Source organism: Pantoea sp. SOD02, from assembly GCF_024707505.1.
Lineage (GTDB): Bacteria > Pseudomonadota > Gammaproteobacteria > Enterobacterales > Enterobacteriaceae > Pantoea > Pantoea symbiotica.
Genome location: NZ_CP102604.1, coordinates 1,382,212 through 1,403,140, shown reverse-complemented (window position 1 = coordinate 1,403,140; position 20,929 = coordinate 1,382,212). Strand labels below are relative to the sequence as shown.

20 protein-coding genes are annotated in these 20,929 nt (G+C 56.4%); 10 read left to right on the top strand and 10 right to left on the bottom strand.

Translation table 11 applies throughout. From position 1 onward, the window contains the following. Positions 1-51: 51 nt before the first annotated feature. The gene (gene ompX / locus NR302_RS06495) at positions 52-564 is read right to left on the bottom strand and encodes an outer membrane protein OmpX (protein ID WP_061717221.1); all 513 of its coding nucleotides are present in this window, start codon (positions 562-564) and stop codon (positions 52-54) included. Positions 565-942: 378 nt separating this feature from the next. On the opposite strand from ompX, the gene rhtA reads away from it, so the two are divergent. The 6 genes from rhtA (at position 943) to ybiO (ending at position 7,598) form a co-directional block, all read left to right on the top strand. Beyond that, positions 943-1,851, top strand: a complete 909-nt coding sequence (rhtA, locus tag NR302_RS06490; RefSeq protein ID WP_258144827.1) for a threonine/homoserine exporter RhtA — start codon at positions 943-945, stop codon at positions 1,849-1,851. Between the two features lie 297 nt (positions 1,852-2,148). Then, positions 2,149-2,652, top strand: a complete 504-nt coding sequence (dps, locus tag NR302_RS06485) for a DNA starvation/stationary phase protection protein Dps (RefSeq protein ID WP_036647916.1) — start codon at positions 2,149-2,151, stop codon at positions 2,650-2,652. A 321-nt stretch (positions 2,653-2,973) separates the two neighbouring features. After that, on the top strand, positions 2,974-3,720 hold the full coding sequence (glnH, locus tag NR302_RS06480) for a glutamine ABC transporter substrate-binding protein GlnH (RefSeq protein ID WP_036647919.1): 747 nt from the start codon (positions 2,974-2,976) through the stop codon (positions 3,718-3,720). 85 nt (positions 3,721-3,805) lie between these two features. Further along, positions 3,806-4,465 carry a glutamine ABC transporter permease GlnP gene (glnP, locus tag NR302_RS06475; RefSeq protein ID WP_007887744.1) on the top strand — a complete coding sequence of 220 codons (660 nt, stop codon included), beginning with the start codon at positions 3,806-3,808 and terminating at the stop codon, positions 4,463-4,465. Beyond that, positions 4,462-5,184: a glutamine ABC transporter ATP-binding protein GlnQ gene (gene glnQ, locus NR302_RS06470; RefSeq protein ID WP_258144826.1), complete on the top strand. Its 723-nt coding sequence runs from the start codon at positions 4,462-4,464 to the stop codon at positions 5,182-5,184. The genes glnP and glnQ overlap by 4 nt, the downstream gene beginning before the upstream one ends. A gap of 137 nt (positions 5,185-5,321) precedes the next feature. Further along, entirely contained in the window at positions 5,322-7,598 is a 2,277-nt protein-coding gene (gene ybiO, locus NR302_RS06465) for a mechanosensitive channel protein (RefSeq protein ID WP_374990638.1), read from the top strand. A 2-nt stretch (positions 7,599-7,600) separates the two neighbouring features. Here the strand turns inward: ybiO and rlmF are convergent, their stop codons facing one another. Next, positions 7,601-8,527, bottom strand: a complete 927-nt coding sequence (gene rlmF / locus NR302_RS06460) for a 23S rRNA (adenine(1618)-N(6))-methyltransferase RlmF (RefSeq protein ID WP_258144824.1) — start codon at positions 8,525-8,527, stop codon at positions 7,601-7,603. 127 nt (positions 8,528-8,654) lie between these two features. Between rlmF and NR302_RS06455 the strand changes: the two genes are divergently transcribed. After that, positions 8,655-9,284, top strand: coding sequence for a flavin reductase family protein (locus NR302_RS06455; RefSeq protein WP_258144823.1), 630 nt, complete (start codon positions 8,655-8,657; stop codon positions 9,282-9,284). Positions 9,285-9,364: 80 nt separating this feature from the next. Here the strand turns inward: NR302_RS06455 and hutH (NR302_RS06450) are convergent, their stop codons facing one another. The 7 genes from hutH (NR302_RS06450) to hutI all read right to left on the bottom strand — a co-directional run bounded on the left by hutH (NR302_RS06450) (position 9,365) and on the right by hutI (position 16,338). Continuing rightward, a complete protein-coding gene (hutH, locus tag NR302_RS06450; RefSeq protein WP_258144822.1) occupies positions 9,365-10,846 on the bottom strand; it encodes a histidine ammonia-lyase in 1,482 nt (493 codons plus the stop codon). Continuing rightward, positions 10,843-11,637 carry an ABC transporter ATP-binding protein gene (locus NR302_RS06445; protein ID WP_258144821.1) on the bottom strand — a complete coding sequence of 265 codons (795 nt, stop codon included), beginning with the start codon at positions 11,635-11,637 and terminating at the stop codon, positions 10,843-10,845. Before NR302_RS06445 ends, hutH (NR302_RS06450) begins: the two co-directional genes overlap by 4 nt. A 1-nt stretch (position 11,638) precedes the next feature. Then, positions 11,639-12,367, bottom strand: a complete 729-nt coding sequence (locus NR302_RS06440) for an ABC transporter permease (RefSeq protein ID WP_008102563.1) — start codon at positions 12,365-12,367, stop codon at positions 11,639-11,641. Positions 12,368-12,378: 11 nt separating this feature from the next. Beyond that, the gene (locus NR302_RS06435) at positions 12,379-13,098 is read right to left on the bottom strand and encodes an ABC transporter permease (protein WP_036647922.1); all 720 of its coding nucleotides are present in this window, start codon (positions 13,096-13,098) and stop codon (positions 12,379-12,381) included. Positions 13,099-13,110: 12 nt separating this feature from the next. Beyond that, positions 13,111-13,962: a transporter substrate-binding domain-containing protein gene (locus NR302_RS06430; protein ID WP_154192011.1), complete on the bottom strand. Its 852-nt coding sequence runs from the start codon at positions 13,960-13,962 to the stop codon at positions 13,111-13,113. Between the two features lie 370 nt (positions 13,963-14,332). After that, complete coding sequence (gene hutG / locus NR302_RS06425) at positions 14,333-15,124, bottom strand: N-formylglutamate deformylase (RefSeq protein WP_258144820.1); 792 nt, start codon at positions 15,122-15,124, stop codon at positions 14,333-14,335. Further along, a complete protein-coding gene (gene hutI / locus NR302_RS06420) occupies positions 15,121-16,338 on the bottom strand; it encodes an imidazolonepropionase (protein WP_258144819.1) in 1,218 nt (405 codons plus the stop codon). Before hutI ends, hutG begins: the two co-directional genes overlap by 4 nt. 85 nt (positions 16,339-16,423) lie before the next feature. On the opposite strand from hutI, the gene NR302_RS06415 reads away from it, so the two are divergent. Both NR302_RS06415 and NR302_RS06410 read left to right on the top strand, forming a co-directional pair. Then, a complete protein-coding gene (locus NR302_RS06415) occupies positions 16,424-17,779 on the top strand; it encodes a formimidoylglutamate deiminase (protein ID WP_258144818.1) in 1,356 nt (451 codons plus the stop codon). Beyond that, complete coding sequence (locus tag NR302_RS06410) at positions 17,776-18,315, top strand: HutD family protein (RefSeq protein WP_258144817.1); 540 nt, start codon at positions 17,776-17,778, stop codon at positions 18,313-18,315. The genes NR302_RS06415 and NR302_RS06410 overlap by 4 nt, the downstream gene beginning before the upstream one ends. Here NR302_RS06410 and hutC read toward each other — a convergent pair. Next, a complete protein-coding gene (gene hutC / locus NR302_RS06405) occupies positions 18,299-19,054 on the bottom strand; it encodes a histidine utilization repressor (protein ID WP_008102577.1) in 756 nt (251 codons plus the stop codon). The genes NR302_RS06410 and hutC overlap by 17 nt on opposite strands. A gap of 319 nt (positions 19,055-19,373) precedes the next feature. On the opposite strand from hutC, the gene hutH (NR302_RS06400) reads away from it, so the two are divergent. After that, a complete protein-coding gene (hutH, locus tag NR302_RS06400; RefSeq protein ID WP_154153185.1) occupies positions 19,374-20,927 on the top strand; it encodes a histidine ammonia-lyase in 1,554 nt (517 codons plus the stop codon). Positions 20,928-20,929: the final 2 nt, after the last annotated feature.

Below are 20,929 nucleotides of genomic sequence, written 5' to 3'. Positions count from 1 at the left end.
AAAAAACGGCCCCGAAGGACCGTTTATTGTGCAACTGGTCTAAGCAAGAACTTAGAAGCTGTAACCTACGCCAGCAATCCAGGTGCCAACGTCGACGTTGCGGATACGGCTCTGCTCGTAACCTACGTCAACTGCGATGTTCTCGATTGGGTTGAACTGCATACCCGCACCGTAAGAGAAACCGTAGTCGCTTGAATCAGACTTAGAACGTACTGCGGTATCGTTCTGCTGGAATTTGCCGTAGCCCACACCAACAACACCGTAGATGCTTGCCCAGTCGTTCAGACGGTAAGCTGGACCACCGGTGATGCCGTAGTACTGAGCTTTGTTATAAGCGCCAGCATCAGTACGATCTTTCTCGGTGTAGGTGAAAGAACCGATCCAACCCAGTGGGTTAGAACCGTCTTCGTAACGATATTTCAGGTTGAAGCCGTTTGCTTTGTTAGCAACGCCTTGATAATCGCTCTGAGCGTAACCACCGGTAACGGTGCTTTGTGCCATGGCAGAACCTGCAGAAACTGCAAGTACACAAGCCAATGCTGAAAGACATGCAATTTTTTTCATAACCACCTCAAATGTGAATATACTTCTCTCCTGACAACGCTGTAAATATAACAAAAAACAGCAAGAAACTCTGCCCGCATTTTGTTGTCTAACAGATTGTTTGGTGTAACAGAAAGTTAATGAAGTTTCCTATGTCATTCATTTTACTTATAAAAACCATCATATTCCTGCAACATAAATTCCGATCACAAAAAATGCCTTTAAGTAAATTCCTAAACTAACCTGACGTTTCTTTACGGAAATGGCCCTAAAAATGGCCAAATTCTGACCTGTTAGCGCTTTTTAATTCCCCGATTCGCGTCTCCTTATTTGCTGAAGATTCCTTTACACTGAGCGCTTGTTACCCTGCTGTTAATAAATAAAGGACTGGATTACAGGATGTCTGCGCCTCAAACGACCAAAAATATGGCCCCGGTGTTGTTCCCTATTGCCGTGCTGCTGATTGCCATGCTTTCGCTGCAAGGCGGCGCTTCGTTGGCAAAATCACTGTTTTCCACCGTTGGCGCGCCCGGCATTACCGCGCTGCGTCTTGGTCTTGGCACGCTGATTCTCTGCATCATCTTCAAACCCTGGCGTTTGCGCTTTACGCGCGAGCAGCGCAAACCGCTGCTGATGTACGGTTTAGCGCTTGGCTGCATGAACTATCTCTTCTATTTAGCGATTCGCACCGTGCCGCTGGGCGTTGCGGTTGGATTGGAGTTTCTGGGTCCACTGACGCTGGCCTTGATCGGCGCGCGTCGTCCGCTTGATTTTATTTGGGTGCTGCTGGCGGTGGTAGGTTTGTGGTTCCTGTTGCCAATCGGTGAAGGGATGAGTCATATCGATCCGCTCGGTGCGCTGTTAGCGGTAGGCGCGGGTGCCTGCTGGGCAGTCTATATTCTTGCGGGTCAGCGGGCGGGTGCGGAACATGGCCCGGCAACCGTGGCGATGGGCTCGCTGATTGCCTCAGTGATCTTTGTGCCGCTCGGCCTGACATTCGCCGCGCCGGGCATCTGGCATTGGGAAGTGCTGCCGTTAGCGCTGCTGATCGCCCTGCTCTCGAGCGCCATTCCCTATTCTTTAGAGATGATGGCGCTGACGCGACTGCCGGCGCGCATTTTCGGCACCTTAATGAGTCTGGAACCGGCGATGGCTGCGCTTTCAGGCATGTTGTTCCTCGGCGAACTGTTAACGTTGAAGCAGTGGATGGCGCTGCTGGCGATCATCATCGCCTCGGCAGGATCAACGCTGACCATGAAACAAAAGAGCGCAAAAATAAGCGAAGTGGATATCAATCATCCGCAATAAATATTCAACACGTTAGCCTGCTTTGCTGCAGGCTAAATATAGAAGCATTCTCATTTTCATTTTTAATGTGGCGTTAGGATTTCTCCGTTATTATTTTGCAACACGATTAATAAATAATTAACAAAACCCGCAACCTTCTGTTTTACTTCAACTAAAACTTAAACCGCACAATCCCTGAGCAACATTAAGGTTTATCTATTCCTGTCATTGATTTAATCAATCCTGCAGATTAAAAAACTGCTGCTATACTTATTTCCGTGCTTGATTAGGACAACCATCAATAAGAGGACATTAATGATGAGTACCGCAAAACTGGTTAAAACTAAATCGTCTGATCTGATTTACACCCGTAATGACGTCGCTGACAGCGATAAAAAAGCGACCATCGAGGTGCTCAACCGTCTGGTAGTGGAGTTTATTGACCTGTCGCTGATCACCAAGCAGGCGCACTGGAATATGCGTGGCGCTAACTTTATTGGCGTACATGAGATGCTGGATGGTTTCCGTGCGGCCATTACTGATCACCAGGACACTATCGCTGAACGTGTGGTTCAGCTAGGCGGCGTAGCGCTGGGTACCACTCAGATCGTTAACGATAAAACACCACTGAAAAGCTATCCGTTGAACATTCACAGCGTGCAGGATCACCTGAAAGCGCTGGCTGATCGTTATGCGATTGTGGCGAATGACACGCGTAAAGCCATTACTGAAGTGAGCGATGAAGACACCGCTGATATCTTCACTGCGGCATCGCGCGATCTGGATAAATTCCTGTGGTTTATCGAATCGAATATTGAATAAATTTCAGTGTTATAACGAAGGCGGGAATTCCCGCCTTTTTTACGTCTGTAACATTGTGGTGCTTTTTTTGACGTCGTTAACAATTCCTTAATCCCTTCTTTCGCTCTCCCCGCCCTTGGTGCACACTGTGCCTGCACCACAACAGCACCATGCACCAAAATGAAGCACCAATAAGGTGCAAAACTTTTCTTCTGCGCAAAATCGTGTCAGCAAGTGCTTAAAACTACTGATTTCCTGCAAAATGAAAAGTTGGCATAATTTTTTCATATGATACGCCGTACAGCAGGCCACAAGGCCTGAAGGGTAATAAGGAAAAAAATGATGAAGTCATTGATTAAAGTCTCCGTGGCCGCGTTAGCGCTGGCCTTCTCGCTTTCTTCCACCGCAGCAGACAAAAAACTGATCGTCGCGACCGACACCGCATTCGTTCCCTTCGAGTTCAAACAAGGCGATAAATACGTCGGTTTTGATATCGATCTGTGGGATGCCATCGCGAAAGAATTGAAACTCGATTACGCCTTCAAGCCAATGGATTTCAGCGGCATCATTCCTGCGCTGCAAACCAAAAACATTGACCTGGCGCTGGCGGGTATCACCATCACCGAAGAACGTAAAAAAGCCATTGAGTTCTCTGACGGCTACTACAAAAGCGGCCTGCTGGTGATGGTGCGCGAGAACGAAAAAGACGTGAAGAGCATTGACGATCTGAACGGCAAAGTGGTCGCGGTGAAGAGCGGCACCGGTTCGGTTGATTACGCGAAAGCGCACATCAAATCGAAAGATCTGCGTCAGTTCCCGAACATCGATAACGCTTACATGGAGTTAGGCACTAACCGTGCTGACGCTGTGCTGCACGATACCCCGAACATCCTGTACTTCATCAACACCGCTGGTAAAGGCCGCTTCAAAGCGGTTGGCGAGTCGATTGAAGCGCAGCAGTATGGCATCGCGTTCCCGAAAGGCAGCGACGATCTGCGTGAAAAAGTGAACGGCGCACTGAAAACCCTGCGCGACAACGGCACTTACAACACCATCTATAAAAAATGGTTCGGTACTGAACCAAAATAATTGCGGCTTAAGCCGATTTTTACAGCAGGGAGTCTAACACTCCCTGCTTTTTACATTTCCACGCAACAGATTTTGGAGTCACACCATGGAGTTTGACTGGAGCGTCATTTGGCCTGCCCTGCCGATTTTAATCGAAGGTGCCAAAATGACCCTGCTGATCTCGGTCCTCGGCCTGGTCGGCGGTTTAATTATCGGCTTAGTTGCCGGTTTTGCCCGCGCCTACGGCGGCTGGATCACCAACAACATCGCCTTAGTGTTTATCGAACTGATTCGCGGTACGCCAATCGTGGTTCAGGTGATGTTTATCTACTTCGCCCTGCCGATGGCTTTCCCGGATCTGCGTATCGATCCGTTCAGCGCGGCGGTGGTCACCATCATGATCAACTCCGGCGCCTACATCGCAGAAATCACCCGCGGTGCGGTGCTGTCGATCAACAAAGGCTTCCGTGAAGCGGGTCTGGCGCTGGGTCTGTCGCGCCGCGAAACCCTGCGTTACGTAATCATGCCGCTGGCGCTGCGCCGCATGCTGCCGCCACTGGGTAACCAGTGGATTGTCAGCATCAAAGATACGTCGCTGTTTATCGTGATTGGCGTGGCCGAACTGACGCGTCAGGGTCAGGAGATCATTGCCGGTAACTTCCGCGCGCTGGAGATCTGGAGCGCCGTTGCCATTATCTATTTGGTTATTACGTTGGTGTTGAGCTTTGTGCTGCGCCGTATTGAGAAAAGGATGAAAATTCTGTGATTGAATTTAAAAACGTCTCGAAGAATTTCGGCCAGACTCAGGTTCTGCACGACATCAACCTGAAGATTAATCAAGGCGAAGTGGTGGTGATTATCGGGCCGTCCGGTTCCGGTAAATCCACGCTGCTGCGTTGCATCAACAAGCTGGAAGAGATCACCACCGGTGACCTGATTGTCGATGGCATGAAGGTTAATGATCCGAAAGTGGATGAGCGCCTGATTCGTCAGGAAGCGGGCATGGTGTTCCAGCAGTTCCATCTGTTCCCACAGATGAGCGCGCTGGACAACGTCGCCTTTGGCCCGATTCGCGTGCGCGGTGCGAAGAAAGAGGAAGCGCATAAGCTGGCGCGTGAATTGCTGGGTAAAGTTGGCCTCGCCGAGCGTGCACACCACTTCCCGTCTGAGCTTTCTGGCGGTCAGCAACAGCGCGTGGCGATTGCCCGTGCGCTGGCGGTGAAGCCGAAGATGATGCTGTTTGATGAGCCAACCTCTGCGCTGGATCCCGAGCTGCGTCACGAAGTGTTGAAAGTGATGCAGGATCTGGCGGAAGAAGGCATGACGATGGTCATCGTGACGCACGAAGTCGGATTCGCCCAGAAAGTGGCTTCGCGTCTGATCTTTATCGATAAAGGCACCATTGCAGAAGATGGCAACCCGGACGAACTGATCACCAACCCGCCAAGCGATCGTCTGCGCGAATTCCTGCAGCACGTCTCCTAATCCGTAGGGTCGCCATTCATGGCGACCTTTTTACTATCCCACCTTGCCCCACGCAATTTTCCTTTCAGAATCCTAACCTTCCATCACTGACTATACTTCTCTCTTGTGCCGCTGCGCGAAGCTAAAGGAGAAAAGCGATGTCGTCTGCCAGCCCACCATGGCGTTTAGCCATGTGGTTACTCTTAAGTTTGTTCACTCTGTTTCTCATTCCCCCGGCGCAGGCGGTTACTCTGCCGCAGGCGGCCGTTGCAGCTCAGCAGTCACAAACCCCGGCAACGAATAGCACAGCTGAAAGCGAACCCAGCTTAGACGAGAAAAAAGCCGCCTATGCCGCGCTGGCGAATATTCTGGATAACAATGCCTCGCGTCAGGAGCTGATCGATCAGTTACGTCAGGCGGCGAACAGCCAATCCACCAGCGAACCGCCGGTGCTGGCACCGCCGCAGGCTAATGAAGAAGATCCCACGGTGCTGGAGAGCGTCACCAGCGTGACGCGTGAATATGGCGGCGCGGTAGCCGCGCAGTTTATCCAACTGCATGACAACATCACCAACGCGCCACACAAAGCCTTTAACCAACAAACCTTCCTCAACGCGCTGAAATACTTTGCCGCCCTCGCCGCCTCGGTGTTTGCGTTTTACTGGCTGACACGCCGTATGATGGGGCCGATCTGGCGACGCATGGGCCGCTGGGGACGCAATCAAAACCTTGAGCGCACCAAGTGGCTGCACCTGCCCGCTACCATCTTGATGGCCTTTGTACTCGATATTGTGCTGCTGGCGCTGACGCTGTTTGTCGGGCAGATCATCAGCGACAACTATCACAACAACAACCGCACCATCGCCTATCAGCAAGGTTTGTTCCTTAACGCCTTTGCGTTGATTGAATTCTTTAAAGCGGTGCTGCGTCTGATTTTCTGCCCGCGCTTCCCCACGCTGCGCTTCTTCCACTTAACCGATGCGCGCGCCAGCTACTGGAACACACGTTTGAGCTGGCTAAGCGGCATCATCGGTTATGGTTTACTGGTGGTGGTGCCGATTGTCTCCAATCAGGTCAACATTCAGGTGGCGGCGCTGGTCAATATGCTGATTATGGGGATCATGACCGGCTGGGCGCTGTGGCTGATTTTCCGCAACAAAAACAACATCCATCAGGAGTTGTCGCGTCTCGCCGATCGCAGCATGAGCTTCTTTGCGCTGTTCATCCGCGCCTTCGGCATGGTGTGGCACTGGCTGGCCAGCGCCTACTTTATCGCGCTGTTCCTGTTCTCGATCTTCAATCCCGGCGACAGCCTGAAGTTTATGATGTCCGCCACGGTGCGCAGCCTGGCGATTGTGGTCATCGCCGCACTGATTTCCGGCATGCTGACGCGCTGGATTGGCAAAACCGTCACGCTGTCGCCCGATATGCGCCGCAACTATCCCGAGCTGCAAAAGCGCGTCAACGATTGGGTGAAAGCGCTGCTGAAACTGGCGCGCGTGGTCACGGTATTTGCCACGCTGTTGCTGCTGCTCAACGCATGGAATCTGTTTGATCTCTGGCACTGGCTTACTCTTGGTACCGGCCAAAAAATGGTGGATGTCCTGATTCGCATCGTGATGATTGTGCTGCTGTCGGCAATCGGCTGGACGCTGCTGGCGAGTCTGATCGAAAGCCGCCTCGCCTCGGATTCGCACGGCCGCCCAATGCCGAGTGCGCGCACCCGCACGCTGCTGACGCTGTTCCGCAACGCGCTGGCGGTGGTGATCAGCACCATCACCATTATGATTTTGCTGTCGGAAGTGGGTGTGAATATTGCGCCGCTGCTGGCCGGTGCCGGTGCGCTTGGTTTGGCGGTGTCGTTCGGTTCACAAACGCTGGTGAAGGACATCATCACCGGCATCTTTATTCAGTTTGAGAACGGCATGAACACCGGTGATTTAGTCACCATTGGCCCGATCACCGGCACGGTGGAGCGCATGTCGATTCGCTCGGTGGGCGTGCGTCAGGATACCGGCGCGTATCACATTATTCCGTGGTCATCGATCACCACCTTCGCCAACTTTGTGCGCGGCATCGGATCGTTTGTGGCGAACTACGATGTGGATCGCAGTGAAGATACCGAACGCGTTAACCAAACGCTGCAGGGCGCAGTGAAAGAGCTGCTGGAGAACCCGGAGATTCGCGGCATGGTGATTGGCGAGCCGAGCTTTGCCGGATTAGTGGGATTAACCAACCAATCCTTTACCGTGCGCGTGTCATTCACCACCCAGCCGCTGAAGCAGTGGACGGTACGTTTTGCGCTGGATGATAAGGTGAAGAAGCATTTTGATGCGGCCGGCATTAAAGCGCCGCACCAAACGGTGGAAGTGATGCAAACCGGCAGCGATATTGCCTCTGCTGCCAGCTTACCGGCGTTGCCGCCGGCGCAATAAGCTTAGCGTTTCAGCCGTTTGGCGCGTGTTGCCGGCGGCTGGAACGTCCAGGCGATAAAGCGGCTCTGCTTCTGCCCTTGCGCCATTTCGATGATGCGTACTTCATAGGCATCAAGATCGCGCAGCTGGTCGCGCAGCGCCGGTAAATTCTCTTTGCGCGAGACCAGCGAGGTGAACCAGATAATATGGTCGGAGTGCGCCACGCTTTCAGCGATCATCTGGCCGACGAACTTGCGCTCGCCACCGTCACACCACAATTCATTATGATGACCACCAAAATTGAGCGGCGCGTTTTTGCCCAGGCCGAGGTTACGCGTTTTACGCTGACCTACGGTGGTCGCCTCTTCCGCAGATGCGTGGAACGGCGGATTGCACAGCACCGCGTGATAGCGCTCATTCTTATGCACCACGCCAGCGAAAATCGCCGAGGTATCCTTTTGCCGACGCAGACGCACGGCGCGCTGCAAGCCCGGATTGCTCGCCACAATCTGTCCCGCAACGGTAATCGCTTCGGCGGTGATATCGGTGCCGGTGAAGCGCCAGCCATATTCGGCGTTGCCAATCAGCGGATAGATGCAGTTCGCGCCGCAGCCGATATCCATCACATCCAGATCGCGTGGCACCACGCCGCCGTTATCGCTTGCCAGCAGATCGGCCAGCGCGTGCACATAATCAGCACGGCCCGGCACCGGCGGCGTCAGATAACCTGCAGGCAATTGCCAGTTGAGGTTATAGAACAACTTCAGCAGCGCCTGATTCAGCAGCATCACCGCTTCAGGATCGGCGAAATCCACCGACAACTCGCCGTAGCCGTTGGGACGCACTTTCACCGCCAGCGGCGGATGGGCTGCGGTCAGAGCAGCAAAATCATAACGGCCTTGATGGCGGTTACGCGGATGGAAAGGTGACGTGGCGGCTGGCTTGTTCATAGTTTCTCCGGAAAATAGCGCGGGCGTAAGATACTCTGGCTAGCGGCATCGCACAATGCGCTTAATCGAATTCACCGTATTAGATGAGATTAGTGCACCACACTCAGGTTCCCTTATAAGGATAGTTATGACTCGTCAGCGTTACTCTTATCAGCCTCGCGCTGGTCACGGTTTGCCGCACGATCCGTTGAACGCGATTGTGGGCCCACGTCCGATTGGTTGGGTTAGCTCACAAAGCGCCAGCGGCGTGCGCAATTTAGCGCCCTATAGCTTCTTTAACTGCTTCAATTATCATCCGCCCATTATCGGTTTCGCCAGCAGCGGCTGGAAAGACAGCGTGCGGAATATCTCCGAGACCAAAGAGTTTGTCTGGAATCTGGCGACGCGTCCGCTGGCCGAGGCGATGAATGAGAGCTCCGCGTCGGTGCCGTCTGATCAAGATGAGTTTGCGCTGGCGGGATTAACGCCGCTCGCCGCATCACACGTCAATGTCAGCATGGTGGCGGAAAGCCCGGTGAATTTTGAGTGTAAGTTGACGCAGCTGATTCAACTGCAGGATGCGCAAGGCAAGCCGATTGATAGCTGGCTGGTGATGGGCGAAGCGGTCGCCATTCATATTGATGAATCACTGCTGGAAGAAGGTATCTATCAAACCGCCAAAGCGCAGCCAATCCTGCGTGCCGGTGGCCCGTCGGCCTATTACGGCATCAGCGAAGAACTGCGTTTCGATTTGGTGCGGCCGGATGCGCGCCGCTGATCAGCTAATCGTCGGCCAGGTCGCCATAAATGGCGCCCCTACGACCGGGTTTTGTAGGGTCGCCATTTATGGCGACCGCGTTACAAACCGCTTTTCAAAACCTGCACCGCACGCGCAATCTCTGGCGCCAGCCAGCGATCTTCCTGCCAGTTAGCCACCACCGCGCGCAGGCGACGTAATGCCTGCGCCGTCCCTTGCGCCAGCTGCTCTTCACCGTGGAAATCCAGCGCCTGCGCCGCCAGCAGATACTCAATCGCCAGAATCTGCCACACGTTGCCCACCAGCTTCAGCAGCTTGAGTGCCGCGCCGGTACCCAAGCTGAGATGATCCTCCTGCAAACCCGAGGTCACATAATTATCCAGCACCGCCGGTTGCGCCAGCTGACGATTCTCCGCACAGAGTGATGCCGCCACATACTGCGCAATCATCATGCCGGAATTGACGCCCGGCTGCGCCACCAGAAACGCCGGTAAGCCGCTCACCAATGGATTGACTAACCGATCCAGCCGCCGCTCAGCGATGCTGCCGACTTCCGCCATGGCAATCGCCAGCAGATCCGCCGCCATCGCCACCGATTCGCCGTGCGGATTAGCCTGCGACACCACGCGCCAGTTATCCGGCGTGCCGAGCACCAGCGGATTATCGGTGCAGGCGTTGAGTTCGTTTTCAATCTGGCGCGCCGCGTGATCGAACTGATCGCGGCTGGCGCCGTGCACCTGCGGCATTGAGCGTAAACTCAATGCATCCTGGGTTCGAATGCCGACGCTGGTCGCCAGCAGCGGGCTATCACTCAGAAGTTCGCGTAAACGCTGACCGCTCAATTGCATGCCCGGACTGGCTTTCAGCGCGATCACCTCGGCATCAAAGGCCACCAGCTGTCCGCGCAGCGCCTCGAAACTCATCGCGCCGGTGACATCCGCCCAATCCAGCAAACGCGCCGCATCATCCAGCGCCAGACAGGATAACCCGGTCATGCACGGCGTGCCGTTGACCAGGCTTAAACCCTCTTTGGCACCCGGACGATAGGGCTGTAATCCCGCCAGCGTTAACGCCTGCGCGGCAGGCATAATCTGGTTTTGATACTCCACGTCGCCAACACCAATCAGCGCCAGACCGATATGCGCCATATGGCTGAGATAGCCCACCGAACCTTGCGACGGCACCTGCGGTGTAATCTGCTGATTGAGCAGCGCCAGCAGATGCTGCACCAGCGCCACCGACACGCCCGATTTACCGTGGCTGTAATTGGCGATTGCCGCACACAGAATGGCGCGCGCCTGCTCACGCGTCAGCAGCGGGCCGACGCCACAGGCGTGGCTCAGCAATGTGTTGCGCGACAGCTGGCTGAGCTGATCTTCCGGCAGCGTGATATTGCACAGCGCGCCCAAACCGGTATTGATGCCGTAAGCAATCTGGCCGCTGGCGACAATCTCATCGACAATCGCGCGCCCTTGCGCAATGCGCTGCCAGGCGCTGACGCTCAAACTGAGTTCCGCGTCGTGCCGCGCCACCTGCACCAGCTCTTGCCAGGTTAATGGGCCATCGCCCCACACCACGGTCATGCTGGCTGCTCCGCGCCGTGATGGCTGGAGATAAACTGCTTAAAGCATTGCGATCCCTGGTCGCCAAACATCTCTTCTGGCGCGCCCTGACAATCAATAGTGCCCTGATGCATAAACACCACGCGGTTAGAGACATTACGCGCAAAGCCCATTTCGTGCGTCACCACCAGCATGGTGCGCCCTTCTTCGGCCAGGCTGCGCATCACTTTCAGCACTTCGCCCACCAGCTCCGGATCGAGCGCTGAGGTCGGTTCATCGAACAGCATCACTTCCGGATCCATCGCCAGCGCGCGGGCAATGGCCACGCGCTGCTGCTGGCCGCCCGACAGCTGCGCCGGGTAGAAATCTTTGCGATTGAGTAAGCCGACGCGACCCAGCAGCTGCTCCGCCTGGGCGATGCAGCTTTTCTTGTCGCGCTTCAGCACATAGTGCGGCCCTTCAATGACGTTTTGCAGCACCGTCATGTGTGACCACAGATTAAAGCTCTGGAACACCATGCCGAGGCGTGAACGCAAACGCTCAATCTGCTTCGGATTGGCCGCCAGCTGATGACCGCGCGCATGGCGTTTCATCTCAATGGTTTCACCGCCGACGCTAACTACGCCAGCGTCCGGCGTTTCCAGCAGGTTGATGCAGCGCAGCAAAGTACTTTTGCCCGAGCCGCTGGCACCAAGAATCGAGATGACATCGCCTTTATGCGCCTGCAGCGAAATGCCTTTCAGAACTTCCATCGCGCCAAAGGATTTATGGATATCGGTGGCGGATAAGGTAACGGGTGATGTGGAATGCATATTACTCTCCGGCAAGCGGTTTAACGGCGGGCAACGGCTTTTTTGCGACACGATGCGCCGGGGTCAGACGACGCTCTAACAGCGCGTACAGCTGGACGATAATAAAGTTGAGAATCAGGTAGATCGCCGCCGCACAGACAAACACTTCCATGGTGCGATAGGTACGCTGAATGATCTGCTGCGCCACGCCGGTCACGTCCCAAACGGTGACGAGGCTGGCGAGCGCGGTGGATTTCACCAGCAAAATCGCTTCGGTGGAGTACGCGGGCAGCGCATAGCGCAGCATGATTGGCGCGATAATGCGGCGCAGCAGCAGCCAGCGCGACATGCCGCAGGCGAGGCCCGCTTCCACTTGTCCAGCTGGCACCGCGAGCAGCGCCCCGCGCAAGATCTCGGCGGTATAAGCTGCTGTACAGAGTGACAGCGCCAGTACCGCGCAGATAAAGGGTTCGCGCAGGAACGGCCAGACGAAGCTGTGGCGGATCACGCCAAACTGCCCAAGACCGTAATAGATGAGAAACAGCTGGATCATCAGCGGCGAGCCGCGAAACACCAGAATGTAGCCGCGCGCGAAACCGCTCAGCACGCGCCAGCGGCTCATGCGCAGGGACAAAATACCAATCGCCAGTAGGCCGCCGCAGATAAAGGCGCTGATAAACAGGCCAAGCGTCACCGGCAGTGCGGCGCTCAGCTTGAGAAAGGTATCAAAGAGAAAAGCGAAGTCGATCATGCTGCTGCTCCTTAATGCTGTGCCGCAGTGCGACTTTGCCACGCACGACCAAGGCGTGATTCCGCCCGACGAAACGCATGATTAGACACCAGCGTCAGCACCAGATAACAGGCGCCGCCGATCAGATAGAAAGTGAAGTAATCGCGCGTGGATCCCGCCGCAACCTGGCTGGCGCGCATCAGTTCGACAATGCCGGTGACCGACACCAGCGCCGAATCTTTCAGGCTCATCTGCCACACGTTCGACATGCCCGGCAGCGCATAACGCACCACCTGCGGCAGCAGAATGCGTTGCGCGATACGCCAGCGCGGCATGCCAATCGCCACCGCGGCTTCCACCTCGCCTTTCGACAGCGCCAGGCGCGCCGCGCGATACACTTCACCCTGATAGGAACCAGAGATGAGCCCGATAGCCAGCGCACCAATCAGGAACGGCGGCGCTTCGATAAAGCCATCCGCGCCGAACATCTGCCCAACCAGCGTAATCAGGCCTGATCCCCCGAAATAGAACAGGTAGATCACCAGCAGTTCCGGGATGCCGCGAAACACCACCGAATAGCTTTCACCCAACCAGCGCAGCCAGCGCTGAGGCGATAATTTAGCGGCCGCCACACCGGAACCGACCACCGCACCAATCATCAGCGCCACCAGCGACAGCAGCAGCGTGGTGCAGGCGGCACTCAGGATCAGGCGGCCCCAACCATCAGCACCAAAACTCAGCAGGCTCATCATCTTTCACCTCACTTACGGGGTTACGTCAGTTTTAAACCACTTCTCACTGAGCTTTTTCACCGTGCCGTCAGCCAGCGCGGCATGAATTGCCTCATCCAGCTTGGCCTTCAGGTCGTTATCCGCCATGCGCACGCCCATCGCTTCGCCTTCGCCCCAAATTGGGCCGCCGAGCTGTGGACCGCTAAAGATCAGATTGTTGTTCTCTTTGCGCGCCAGCATCGATTGCGCAAAGGTCACGTCATCGAACACCGCATCGATACGGCCCGATTGCAGATCGAGCATCGCGTCCGCCGACGAGGTGTATTCGCGTACGTCGGCATCGCCTTTGAAGTACTTATCGATAAATGGCGTGTAAACCGTGCCGGAAGCAATACCAATGGTTTTACCCTTCAGCGCCGCCTTCAGCGGAGCAATTGCCGCGTTGATCTCTTTCTCATCGTCATGCAGCTTGATGATGTTGTGGTCGGCCGGCAGCAGCGGATTGTCTTTGGTGGTGATAAAGGTGGCGGGCGTTGAAGCGTATGGCGTGGTGAAGTTGACCACTTTTTTGCGGTCCGGCGTGATGACAATCGCATCCATGATCACGTCATATTTACCGGCGTTGAGGCCAGCGATCATGCCGTCCCAGTTCTGCACCACCAGCTTGCACTGAATGCCCATGCGCTTGCACAGGTCTTCCATCAGTTCAGGTTCAAAGCCGCCTAACTTGCCGCCCGGCAGCGTCAGGTTCCAGGGTTCATAGCTGCCTTCGGTAGCGATGGTGATCGATTTCCACTCTTTCGCCTGTACGGCAATGCCGCTCATCATCAGGCTGGCAAACAGGGTCGTGAGGCAAAAACGGCGAATCTGAACACGGTGCGTCATGCGGCTTCTCCTGGCTATTAATCGAGTTTGTCAGTCTCTGCTTGTGCAATATTTGCAGATGACCTTTCATGTATATACAAGTTAGCGTGCGGCAGATCATTGTCGGCATAAGCTTTTTGTGAGCCAGCCAGTATAAAAATTGATAATCGCTGCGTGGTCTTTACTTGTACATACAACCTAGCAAGCGCTATGCCAAATCGGCAAAGCCGCAAAATCAGGGGGATTGTCACGGGATGGACGTAATGTTGCACTGTGATGCAGCAGAGAATGCATTGCGATGGTGCAGTAGGGTCGCCATTCATGGCGACCGCCTAAATGTACTCACAGCGTTAATTGGTCGCCATGAATGGCGACCCTACGAATGTGGTTTTTATTGAGGTTTACCCGCTGCAAGAAACGCCTGCATCAGCGGTTTCAGCACCTTCTGCAGCTGCGAAGCGCGATCCTGCTGCCAGGCAAACGGCGGGGTTTCATCCATATAATTGAGCTGCGCCAGCTCCAGCTGCACCGCCTGCACGCCCTGCTCCGGCTGGCCGTAGGCGCGGGTAATGTAGCCACCTTTAAAGCGCCCATTCGCGATCCAGCTGTAATCTTGCTGCTCGCTGCAAACTTGCTTAATCGCCTCGATCACCGCCGTTGAACAGCTGGCACCATCGTTGGTCCCGATGTTGAGATCCGGCAATCGTCCCTCAAACAGGCGTGGGATCACCGAGGCGATTGAGTGCGCATCAAACAGCAGCGCGTAACCGTGCTGCGCTTTCAGCCGCGCCAGCTCCTGTTGCAGCTGCTGGTGATACGGTTGCCAGATGGTGTCCAGATAACCCTGACGCACCTCGGCGCTCGGCGTTTTACCCGCAGCAAAAGTTGGGCTGCCGTCGAACAAGGTTTCCGGATATAAACCGGTGGTCGCCGTGGTGTAGAGAGGCTGATTATCCGCCGGGCGATTGAGATCGATAACAAAACGCGAATAGTGACCAATCAACACGCTGGCACCAAGATCGCGCACAAAATCGTACAGCAGCGGCAAGTGCCAATCGGTATCCGGCAGGCCGCGCGCTGCGTCGCTCAAACCGGCATCCACTTCCGGCGTTAATTGCGTACCGGCGTGCGGAATGCTGACCAGCAGCGGAATCTTACCGGCGGTGAAATGAAAAGGTGTCATTGCGCTTCTCCACGATAAATAACCTGGCACGGCAATTCGCCGCCCAGCCAGTAAACCAGCTCTGCCGGACGCGCCAGCGGCCAGTGAACAAAATTCGCGACCTTGCCCGCTTCCAGCGAACCGTGCGAGTGCTGTAATCCCAGCGCTTTGGCGCCCCACAAGGTCACGCCCGCCAACGCCTCTTCCGGCGTCAAACCAAATAGCGTGCAGCCCATATTCAGCATCAGACGCAGCGAAAGCGCCGGTGACGTGCCCGGATTGGCATCGCTGGCCAGCGCCATCGGCACGCCGTGTTCACGGAACAGCGCCACCGGCGGACGCTGAGTTTCGCGCAGCAGATAAAACGCGCCCGGCAGCAACACTGCAACGGTGCCGTGCTGCGCCATCGCCTGCGCGTCGGCTTCGGTAGCGTATTCCAGATGATCGGCGGAGAGCGCACCGTAACCCGCCGCCAGCGCCGCGCCGCCGAGCGCCGAAAGCTGCTCGGCATGCAGTTTCACCGGCATGCCCAATGCTTCGGCTGCATCAAATACCATGCGAACTTGCTCAGGAGAAAAGGCCAAATGCTCGCAAAACGCATCTACCGCATCCGCCAAACCTTCGGCTTTCACCTGCGGCAGCAGGCGCTGGCAGATGATATCGATCCAGCCTTGCGGATTGTCTTTAAACTCCGGCGGGAAGCCGTGCGCGGCCAGGCAAGTAGCTTGCACATCGGCGGGTACCGTTTCCGCCAGCTCACGAATGGCACGCAGCATGGTCAGCTCGCTGGCTTCATCAAGGCCGTAACCGGATTTTATCTCCACCGTGGTGACGCCTTCTGCCAGCAGGCGCTCCAGCCGCCAGCGCGCACTCGCCACCAGCTCTTGCTGGGAAGCGGCGCGGGTGGCACGCACCGTGGAGAGAATGCCGCCGCCCTGCGCAGCGATTTCTGCATAGCTCACGCCATTGAGACGCTGCTCAAACTCCTGGCTGCGATCGCCGCCAAACACCAGATGCGTATGGCAATCCACCAAACCAGGCGTGATGATGCCGCCGGAAAATTGGTGCTGTTCACGCGCGGCAAAAGCCGGGCATTCGCTGCGCGGCCCCACCCAAATCAGTTTTCCCTGATCGACCGCCAGCGCGCCGTCGGCAATCAGATTGTAGTGTCCGTCACGCATCGTAACGATGTCGGCCCCCAGCCATAGGCTGTCGATCTGCTCTGCTTCTGCCATCCCACTCCCCTTCGCGTTCGGCGATTTACACCAGGCTTCAAAGTATGTATATGTATATACAACCTTTCGCCATGCAGGATCAACCATGACAACCTATTTTGCCCCACGCGCGCTGCTGGCCGACGGCTGGCATGAGCGCGTGCTGATTACCACCAACGCAGCCGGACAGATTACACAACTCGCGCCCAACAGCGAGCCCGGCGAGGCCACGCGTCTTGCCGGACCGGTGATTCCAGCGATAGCGAATCTGCATTCACACGCCTTCCAGCGCGCGATGGCAGGACTGGCCGAAGTGGCGGGCGATCCGCAGGACAGCTTCTGGACATGGCGCGATCTGATGTATCGCATGGTGCAGCGCCTGTCGCCCGAACAGGTTGGCGCCATCGCCACGCATCTCTACATCGATATGCTGAAAGGCGGCTACAGCCAGGTGGCGGAATTCCACTATTTGCACCACGATGCGCAGGGTAAACCCTATGCCGATGATGCCATGCAGTTAGCACTGATGGCGGCGGCAGATAACGCAGGCATCGGCCAAACCTTGCTGCCGGTGCTCTACAGCTACAGCGGTTTTGGTTCGCAACCGGCCAGCGACGGCCAGCGCCGTTTCATCCAGCAAACTGACGCCTATCTGCAACAGCAGCAGCGCGTGGCAAGCTGGAGCGCGGATAAGCCGCTGCTTAATCATGGCATCTGCTTCCATTCGCTGCGCGCGGTGAATGAAGCGCAGATGCATGAGGTCTTAGCCGCCTGCCCGCAGGATGTGCCGGTGCACATTCACGTCGCCGAGCAGGAGAAAGAGGTTAACGACAGCCTGGCGTGGAGTGGCGAACGTCCGGTGGCCTGGCTGCTCAACCGCTTCAAGGTCGATCAGCGTTGGTGTTTGATTCACGCTACCCATCTTGATGACGATGAAATTCAGCGCATGGCGGCGAGCGGCGCGGTGGCGGGCTTGTGTCCGACCACCGAAGCCAACCTCGGCGACGGCATTTTCCCGGCGGTGGAATACATCGCGCGTGGCGGCCGCTGGGGCATTGGCTCCGACAGCCACGTGTCGCTCAGCGCATTGGAAGAGCTGCGCTGGCTGGAGTACGGTCAGCGACTGCGCGACCGTCGTCGCAACCGCATCACCTTGCCCAATCAACCTTCCGTCGGCGATCTGCTGTGGCAGCAAGCCGCACAGGGTGGTGCGCAGGCGTGTGGCTTATCGGCTGGTGAACTGGCGATTGGCAAACGTGGCGACTGGCTGGTGCTGGCAGAAGACGCGTTCCTCAGCAGCGTCAGCAGCACATCACTGTTAAACCGCTGGCTGTTTGGCGGACAGCGCGAACAGATCCGCGACGTGTTCGTGGCGGGTAAACAGGTGATTAGCGCAGGCCATCATGCGGCAGAAGAGCACGCAGCGATCCACTTCGCTGAGGCGATGAGGGCATTACAATGAGAACCCGTTTTGCCTATGACCAGCTTCCGGTCAGCCGCTGGCGCAACGGCGGCGGTGAAACGCGGGAAATCGTCAGCTATCCGCCGGGCGACGCACAGTTTGCCTGGCGCGCCAGCATCGCCACCATCTCCGCCGACGGGCCGTTTTCGCCCTTCCCCGGCATCGATCGGGTGATTACCTTGCTGCATGGCGACAGCGTTTTACTTGAGAGTGAACAGGCTCAGCAGCACTTAACTCCGCTGCAGCCGTGGGCGTTTCCCGGTGAATGGGCAATTGAAGCTAAAATTTCGGGCAGCTGTCAGGATTTCAATATCATGACGCGGCGCGACAGCTGGCGTTCTGCGGTGAGCATCGCCCAGGAAACGGTCAGCAGTGAAAACGGCATGGCGTGGGTGGTAGCGGGCACATGGCAAACATCGACCGGAGAAAAGCTGGCGGTGGATCAGGGGATGTGGTGGCTGGATGAAAAGCTACAGCTGGCACCACAAACGTCGGATGCCAGACTATTATTTGTCACGCTTAACCGTGTCCTCTAAAGCGACCCAGCAACTTATAGCGCGATCCTGGATAAAGCAGGCGCGCGTAGGTCACAATCTTGTTGTCGCTCCACGTCTGACGACGAATCAGCAAGCACGGCTCATGTTCATCCAGTGCCAGATGCTTACGCTGGCGCAGATCCGGCAGCACCGCTTCAACAATATGCTCACCGGCGGTCAGCGGGGCGACGCGCATCAAATAGGTGTACGGCGTCAGCTGATGATAATCCTGACTGAGATAATCCGGTGCCACCAGCGGATTGACCAAACGATCTTCCAGCTGCACCGGCAGATCGTTTTCGTAATGCACAATCAGCGAATGGAACAGCGTTTGCCCGGTAGATAATCCCAACACCGCCGCCTGTTCGGGATCGGCCTTCATCTGCCCAATCGACAAAATCTTGCAGCTGTGACGATGACCGCGCTGCGCAATTTCATCGGCGATGTTGTGCACTTCCAGCATCGCGGTGTAGCCCTTCATCTCAGCGACAAAGGTGCCTACGCCCTGCATGCGCACCAGAAAACCTTCGCTGGTGAGCTCACGCAGCGCGCGGTTAATGGTCATGCGACTGACGCCCAGCTCGTTCACCAGTTCACTTTCAGACGGCACGCGCTGATTGGCTTTCCAGTGGCCTTCACGGATCTGGCTAACGATTGCCTGCTTCACCCGCTGGTAAATCGGCGCAGGCTCATCGCCCATCGCCGCAGCCAGCTGTGCTACTGCTGTTTGCTCCGCCATTTCCTGTTCCTTTAAAGAATAATGCCCAAAGTTTACTGTCTCAGCCGGTAAATGTATATACATCTAATTGTGCAATCCGCCCAGCATTGGTGCAGCTTTCGTGCCATTGCGGTGCAATCACGCTGCGGTTGCGCCTGTTTCACCGCTTTGCGCCGCATTTCACAGAACAAGAACAATCTGGCATAGCGCTTGCTACTTGTATAGACAAGATTAGACACTTATGCTTCACTCATCGCAATCCACGGCAAATCGGACAGCCACATCGCAAAATATCGGCGTCCGATTCATGCCAGATCACTTGTATAGACAGGAGTAGACTATGTCAGGTTCGGTTCAGGAAATTCGCCTCGTTCCCGGTGAAGTGGACCTCGCGACCTTGCGCTGCATTTATCAAAGCAAGGTAACGCTCACGTTGGCCGATGAAGCGCGCGCAGCGATTGCCCGTGCCCATGAAACCGTTGATGCCATCGTCGCATCCGGCAAAGTGGTTTACGGCATCAACACCGGTTTCGGCAAGCTGGCGCAGACGCAGATCCCTTCGGCGCGGCTGGCAGAGCTGCAGCGCAATCTGGTGCTGTCGCACAGCGTTGGCCTGGGCGATTTGCTGCCGGACAACGTGGCGCGGCTGGTGGTTGCCACCAAAATTATCAGCCTGGCGCGCGGTCACTCTGGCGTGCGCATCGAACTGATTGAAGCGCTGCTGGCGCTGTTCAACGCGGGCGTGATGCCGTGCATTCCGGAGAAAGGATCGGTTGGCGCGTCAGGCGATCTGGCGCCGCTGGCGCATATGTCGCTGATGCTGCTGGGCGAAGGTCAGGTACGCGTCGATGGCGAATTAATTCCTGCAACTGAAGGCTTAGCGCGCGTTGGCCTGCAGCCGATTGTGTTGGGCCCTAAAGAAGGCCTGGCGTTGCTCAACGGCACGCAGGTCTCTAACGCGCTGGCGCTGCGCGGTCTGTTCGAAGCGGAAAACCTGTTCGCGGCGGGCCTGATGGCCGGCGCGCTGTCGCTGGAAGCCATTAAAGGTTCGGTGAAACCTTACGATGCGCGTATTCACGAAGCGCGTGGTCAGGTTGGACAGATTAACGTTGCCGCTGCCGTCTCCTCTTTATTATCCGGCAGTGAAATCCTCGGCTCGCACACCAACTGTGGCCGCGTGCAGGATCCCTACTCGATTCGCTGCGTGCCACAGGTGATGGGCGCCTGCCTGGATAACCTGACGCACGCCGCGCGCGTATTACAGATTGAAGCCAACGCCGCCTCCGATAATCCGCTGGTGTTCAGCGACAGCGGCGATGTGATTTCTGGCGGTAACTTCCACGCCGAGCCGGTGGCTTTCGCCGCCGATATTCTGGCGCTGGCGATTGCCGAAATCGGCGCGATCTCCGAGCGTCGTCTGGCGCTACTGCTGGATACCGGTCTTTCCGGTTTGCCGCCGTTCCTCGTCAATGATGGCGGTGTTAACTCCGGCTTTATGATCGCCCAGGTTACCGCAGCGGCGTTGGCATCTGAGAACAAATCGCTGGCGCATCCGGGCAGCGTGGATAGCTTGCCGACCTCCGCTAACCAGGAAGATCACGTTTCGATGGCGACCTACGCAGCCCGCCGCCTCGGCAGCATGTGCTTCAACACCGCTGCTGTAGTGGGTATTGAAGCGATGGCCGCTGCACAAGGCATCGATTTCCATCGTCCGCTGCAGAGCTCGCCGACGCTGGAACAGGAGATGAGCCGCATCCGCGAGAACGTGGCCTTCCTCGATCACGACCGTTTACTGGCGCCGGATATCGAATCCATGCGTCTGTGGGCCAGCGCATCCGCATGGCCTGAATCCCTTACCGCGCTGCTGCCAAGCCAGCGTAAGACTGTTAATTAAGG

What these genes read in the sequence shown, in the direction of transcription:
- ompX (WP_061717221.1), bottom strand. Translation starts at nt 564, where the DNA reads ATGAAAAAAATTGCATGTCTTTCAGCATTGGCTTGTGTACTTGCAGTT.
- rhtA (WP_258144827.1), top strand. Translation starts at nt 943, where the DNA reads ATGTCTGCGCCTCAAACGACCAAAAATATGGCCCCGGTGTTGTTCCCT.
- dps (WP_036647916.1), top strand. Translation starts at nt 2,149, where the DNA reads ATGAGTACCGCAAAACTGGTTAAAACTAAATCGTCTGATCTGATTTAC.
- glnH (WP_036647919.1), top strand. Translation starts at nt 2,974, where the DNA reads ATGAAGTCATTGATTAAAGTCTCCGTGGCCGCGTTAGCGCTGGCCTTC.
- glnP (WP_007887744.1), top strand. Translation starts at nt 3,806, where the DNA reads ATGGAGTTTGACTGGAGCGTCATTTGGCCTGCCCTGCCGATTTTAATC.
- ybiO (WP_374990638.1), top strand. Translation starts at nt 5,322, where the DNA reads ATGTCGTCTGCCAGCCCACCATGGCGTTTAGCCATGTGGTTACTCTTA.
- rlmF (WP_258144824.1), bottom strand. Translation starts at nt 8,527, where the DNA reads ATGAACAAGCCAGCCGCCACGTCACCTTTCCATCCGCGTAACCGCCAT.
- NR302_RS06455 (WP_258144823.1), top strand. Translation starts at nt 8,655, where the DNA reads ATGACTCGTCAGCGTTACTCTTATCAGCCTCGCGCTGGTCACGGTTTG.
- hutH (WP_258144822.1), bottom strand. Translation starts at nt 10,846, where the DNA reads ATGACCGTGGTGTGGGGCGATGGCCCATTAACCTGGCAAGAGCTGGTG.
- NR302_RS06445 (WP_258144821.1), bottom strand. Translation starts at nt 11,637, where the DNA reads ATGCATTCCACATCACCCGTTACCTTATCCGCCACCGATATCCATAAA.
- NR302_RS06440 (WP_008102563.1), bottom strand. Translation starts at nt 12,367, where the DNA reads ATGATCGACTTCGCTTTTCTCTTTGATACCTTTCTCAAGCTGAGCGCC.
- NR302_RS06435 (WP_036647922.1), bottom strand. Translation starts at nt 13,098, where the DNA reads ATGATGAGCCTGCTGAGTTTTGGTGCTGATGGTTGGGGCCGCCTGATC.
- NR302_RS06430 (WP_154192011.1), bottom strand. Translation starts at nt 13,962, where the DNA reads ATGACGCACCGTGTTCAGATTCGCCGTTTTTGCCTCACGACCCTGTTT.
- hutG (WP_258144820.1), bottom strand. Translation starts at nt 15,124, where the DNA reads ATGACACCTTTTCATTTCACCGCCGGTAAGATTCCGCTGCTGGTCAGC.
- hutI (WP_258144819.1), bottom strand. Translation starts at nt 16,338, where the DNA reads ATGGCAGAAGCAGAGCAGATCGACAGCCTATGGCTGGGGGCCGACATC.
- NR302_RS06415 (WP_258144818.1), top strand. Translation starts at nt 16,424, where the DNA reads ATGACAACCTATTTTGCCCCACGCGCGCTGCTGGCCGACGGCTGGCAT.
- NR302_RS06410 (WP_258144817.1), top strand. Translation starts at nt 17,776, where the DNA reads ATGAGAACCCGTTTTGCCTATGACCAGCTTCCGGTCAGCCGCTGGCGC.
- hutC (WP_008102577.1), bottom strand. Translation starts at nt 19,054, where the DNA reads ATGGCGGAGCAAACAGCAGTAGCACAGCTGGCTGCGGCGATGGGCGAT.
- hutH (WP_154153185.1), top strand. Translation starts at nt 19,374, where the DNA reads ATGTCAGGTTCGGTTCAGGAAATTCGCCTCGTTCCCGGTGAAGTGGAC.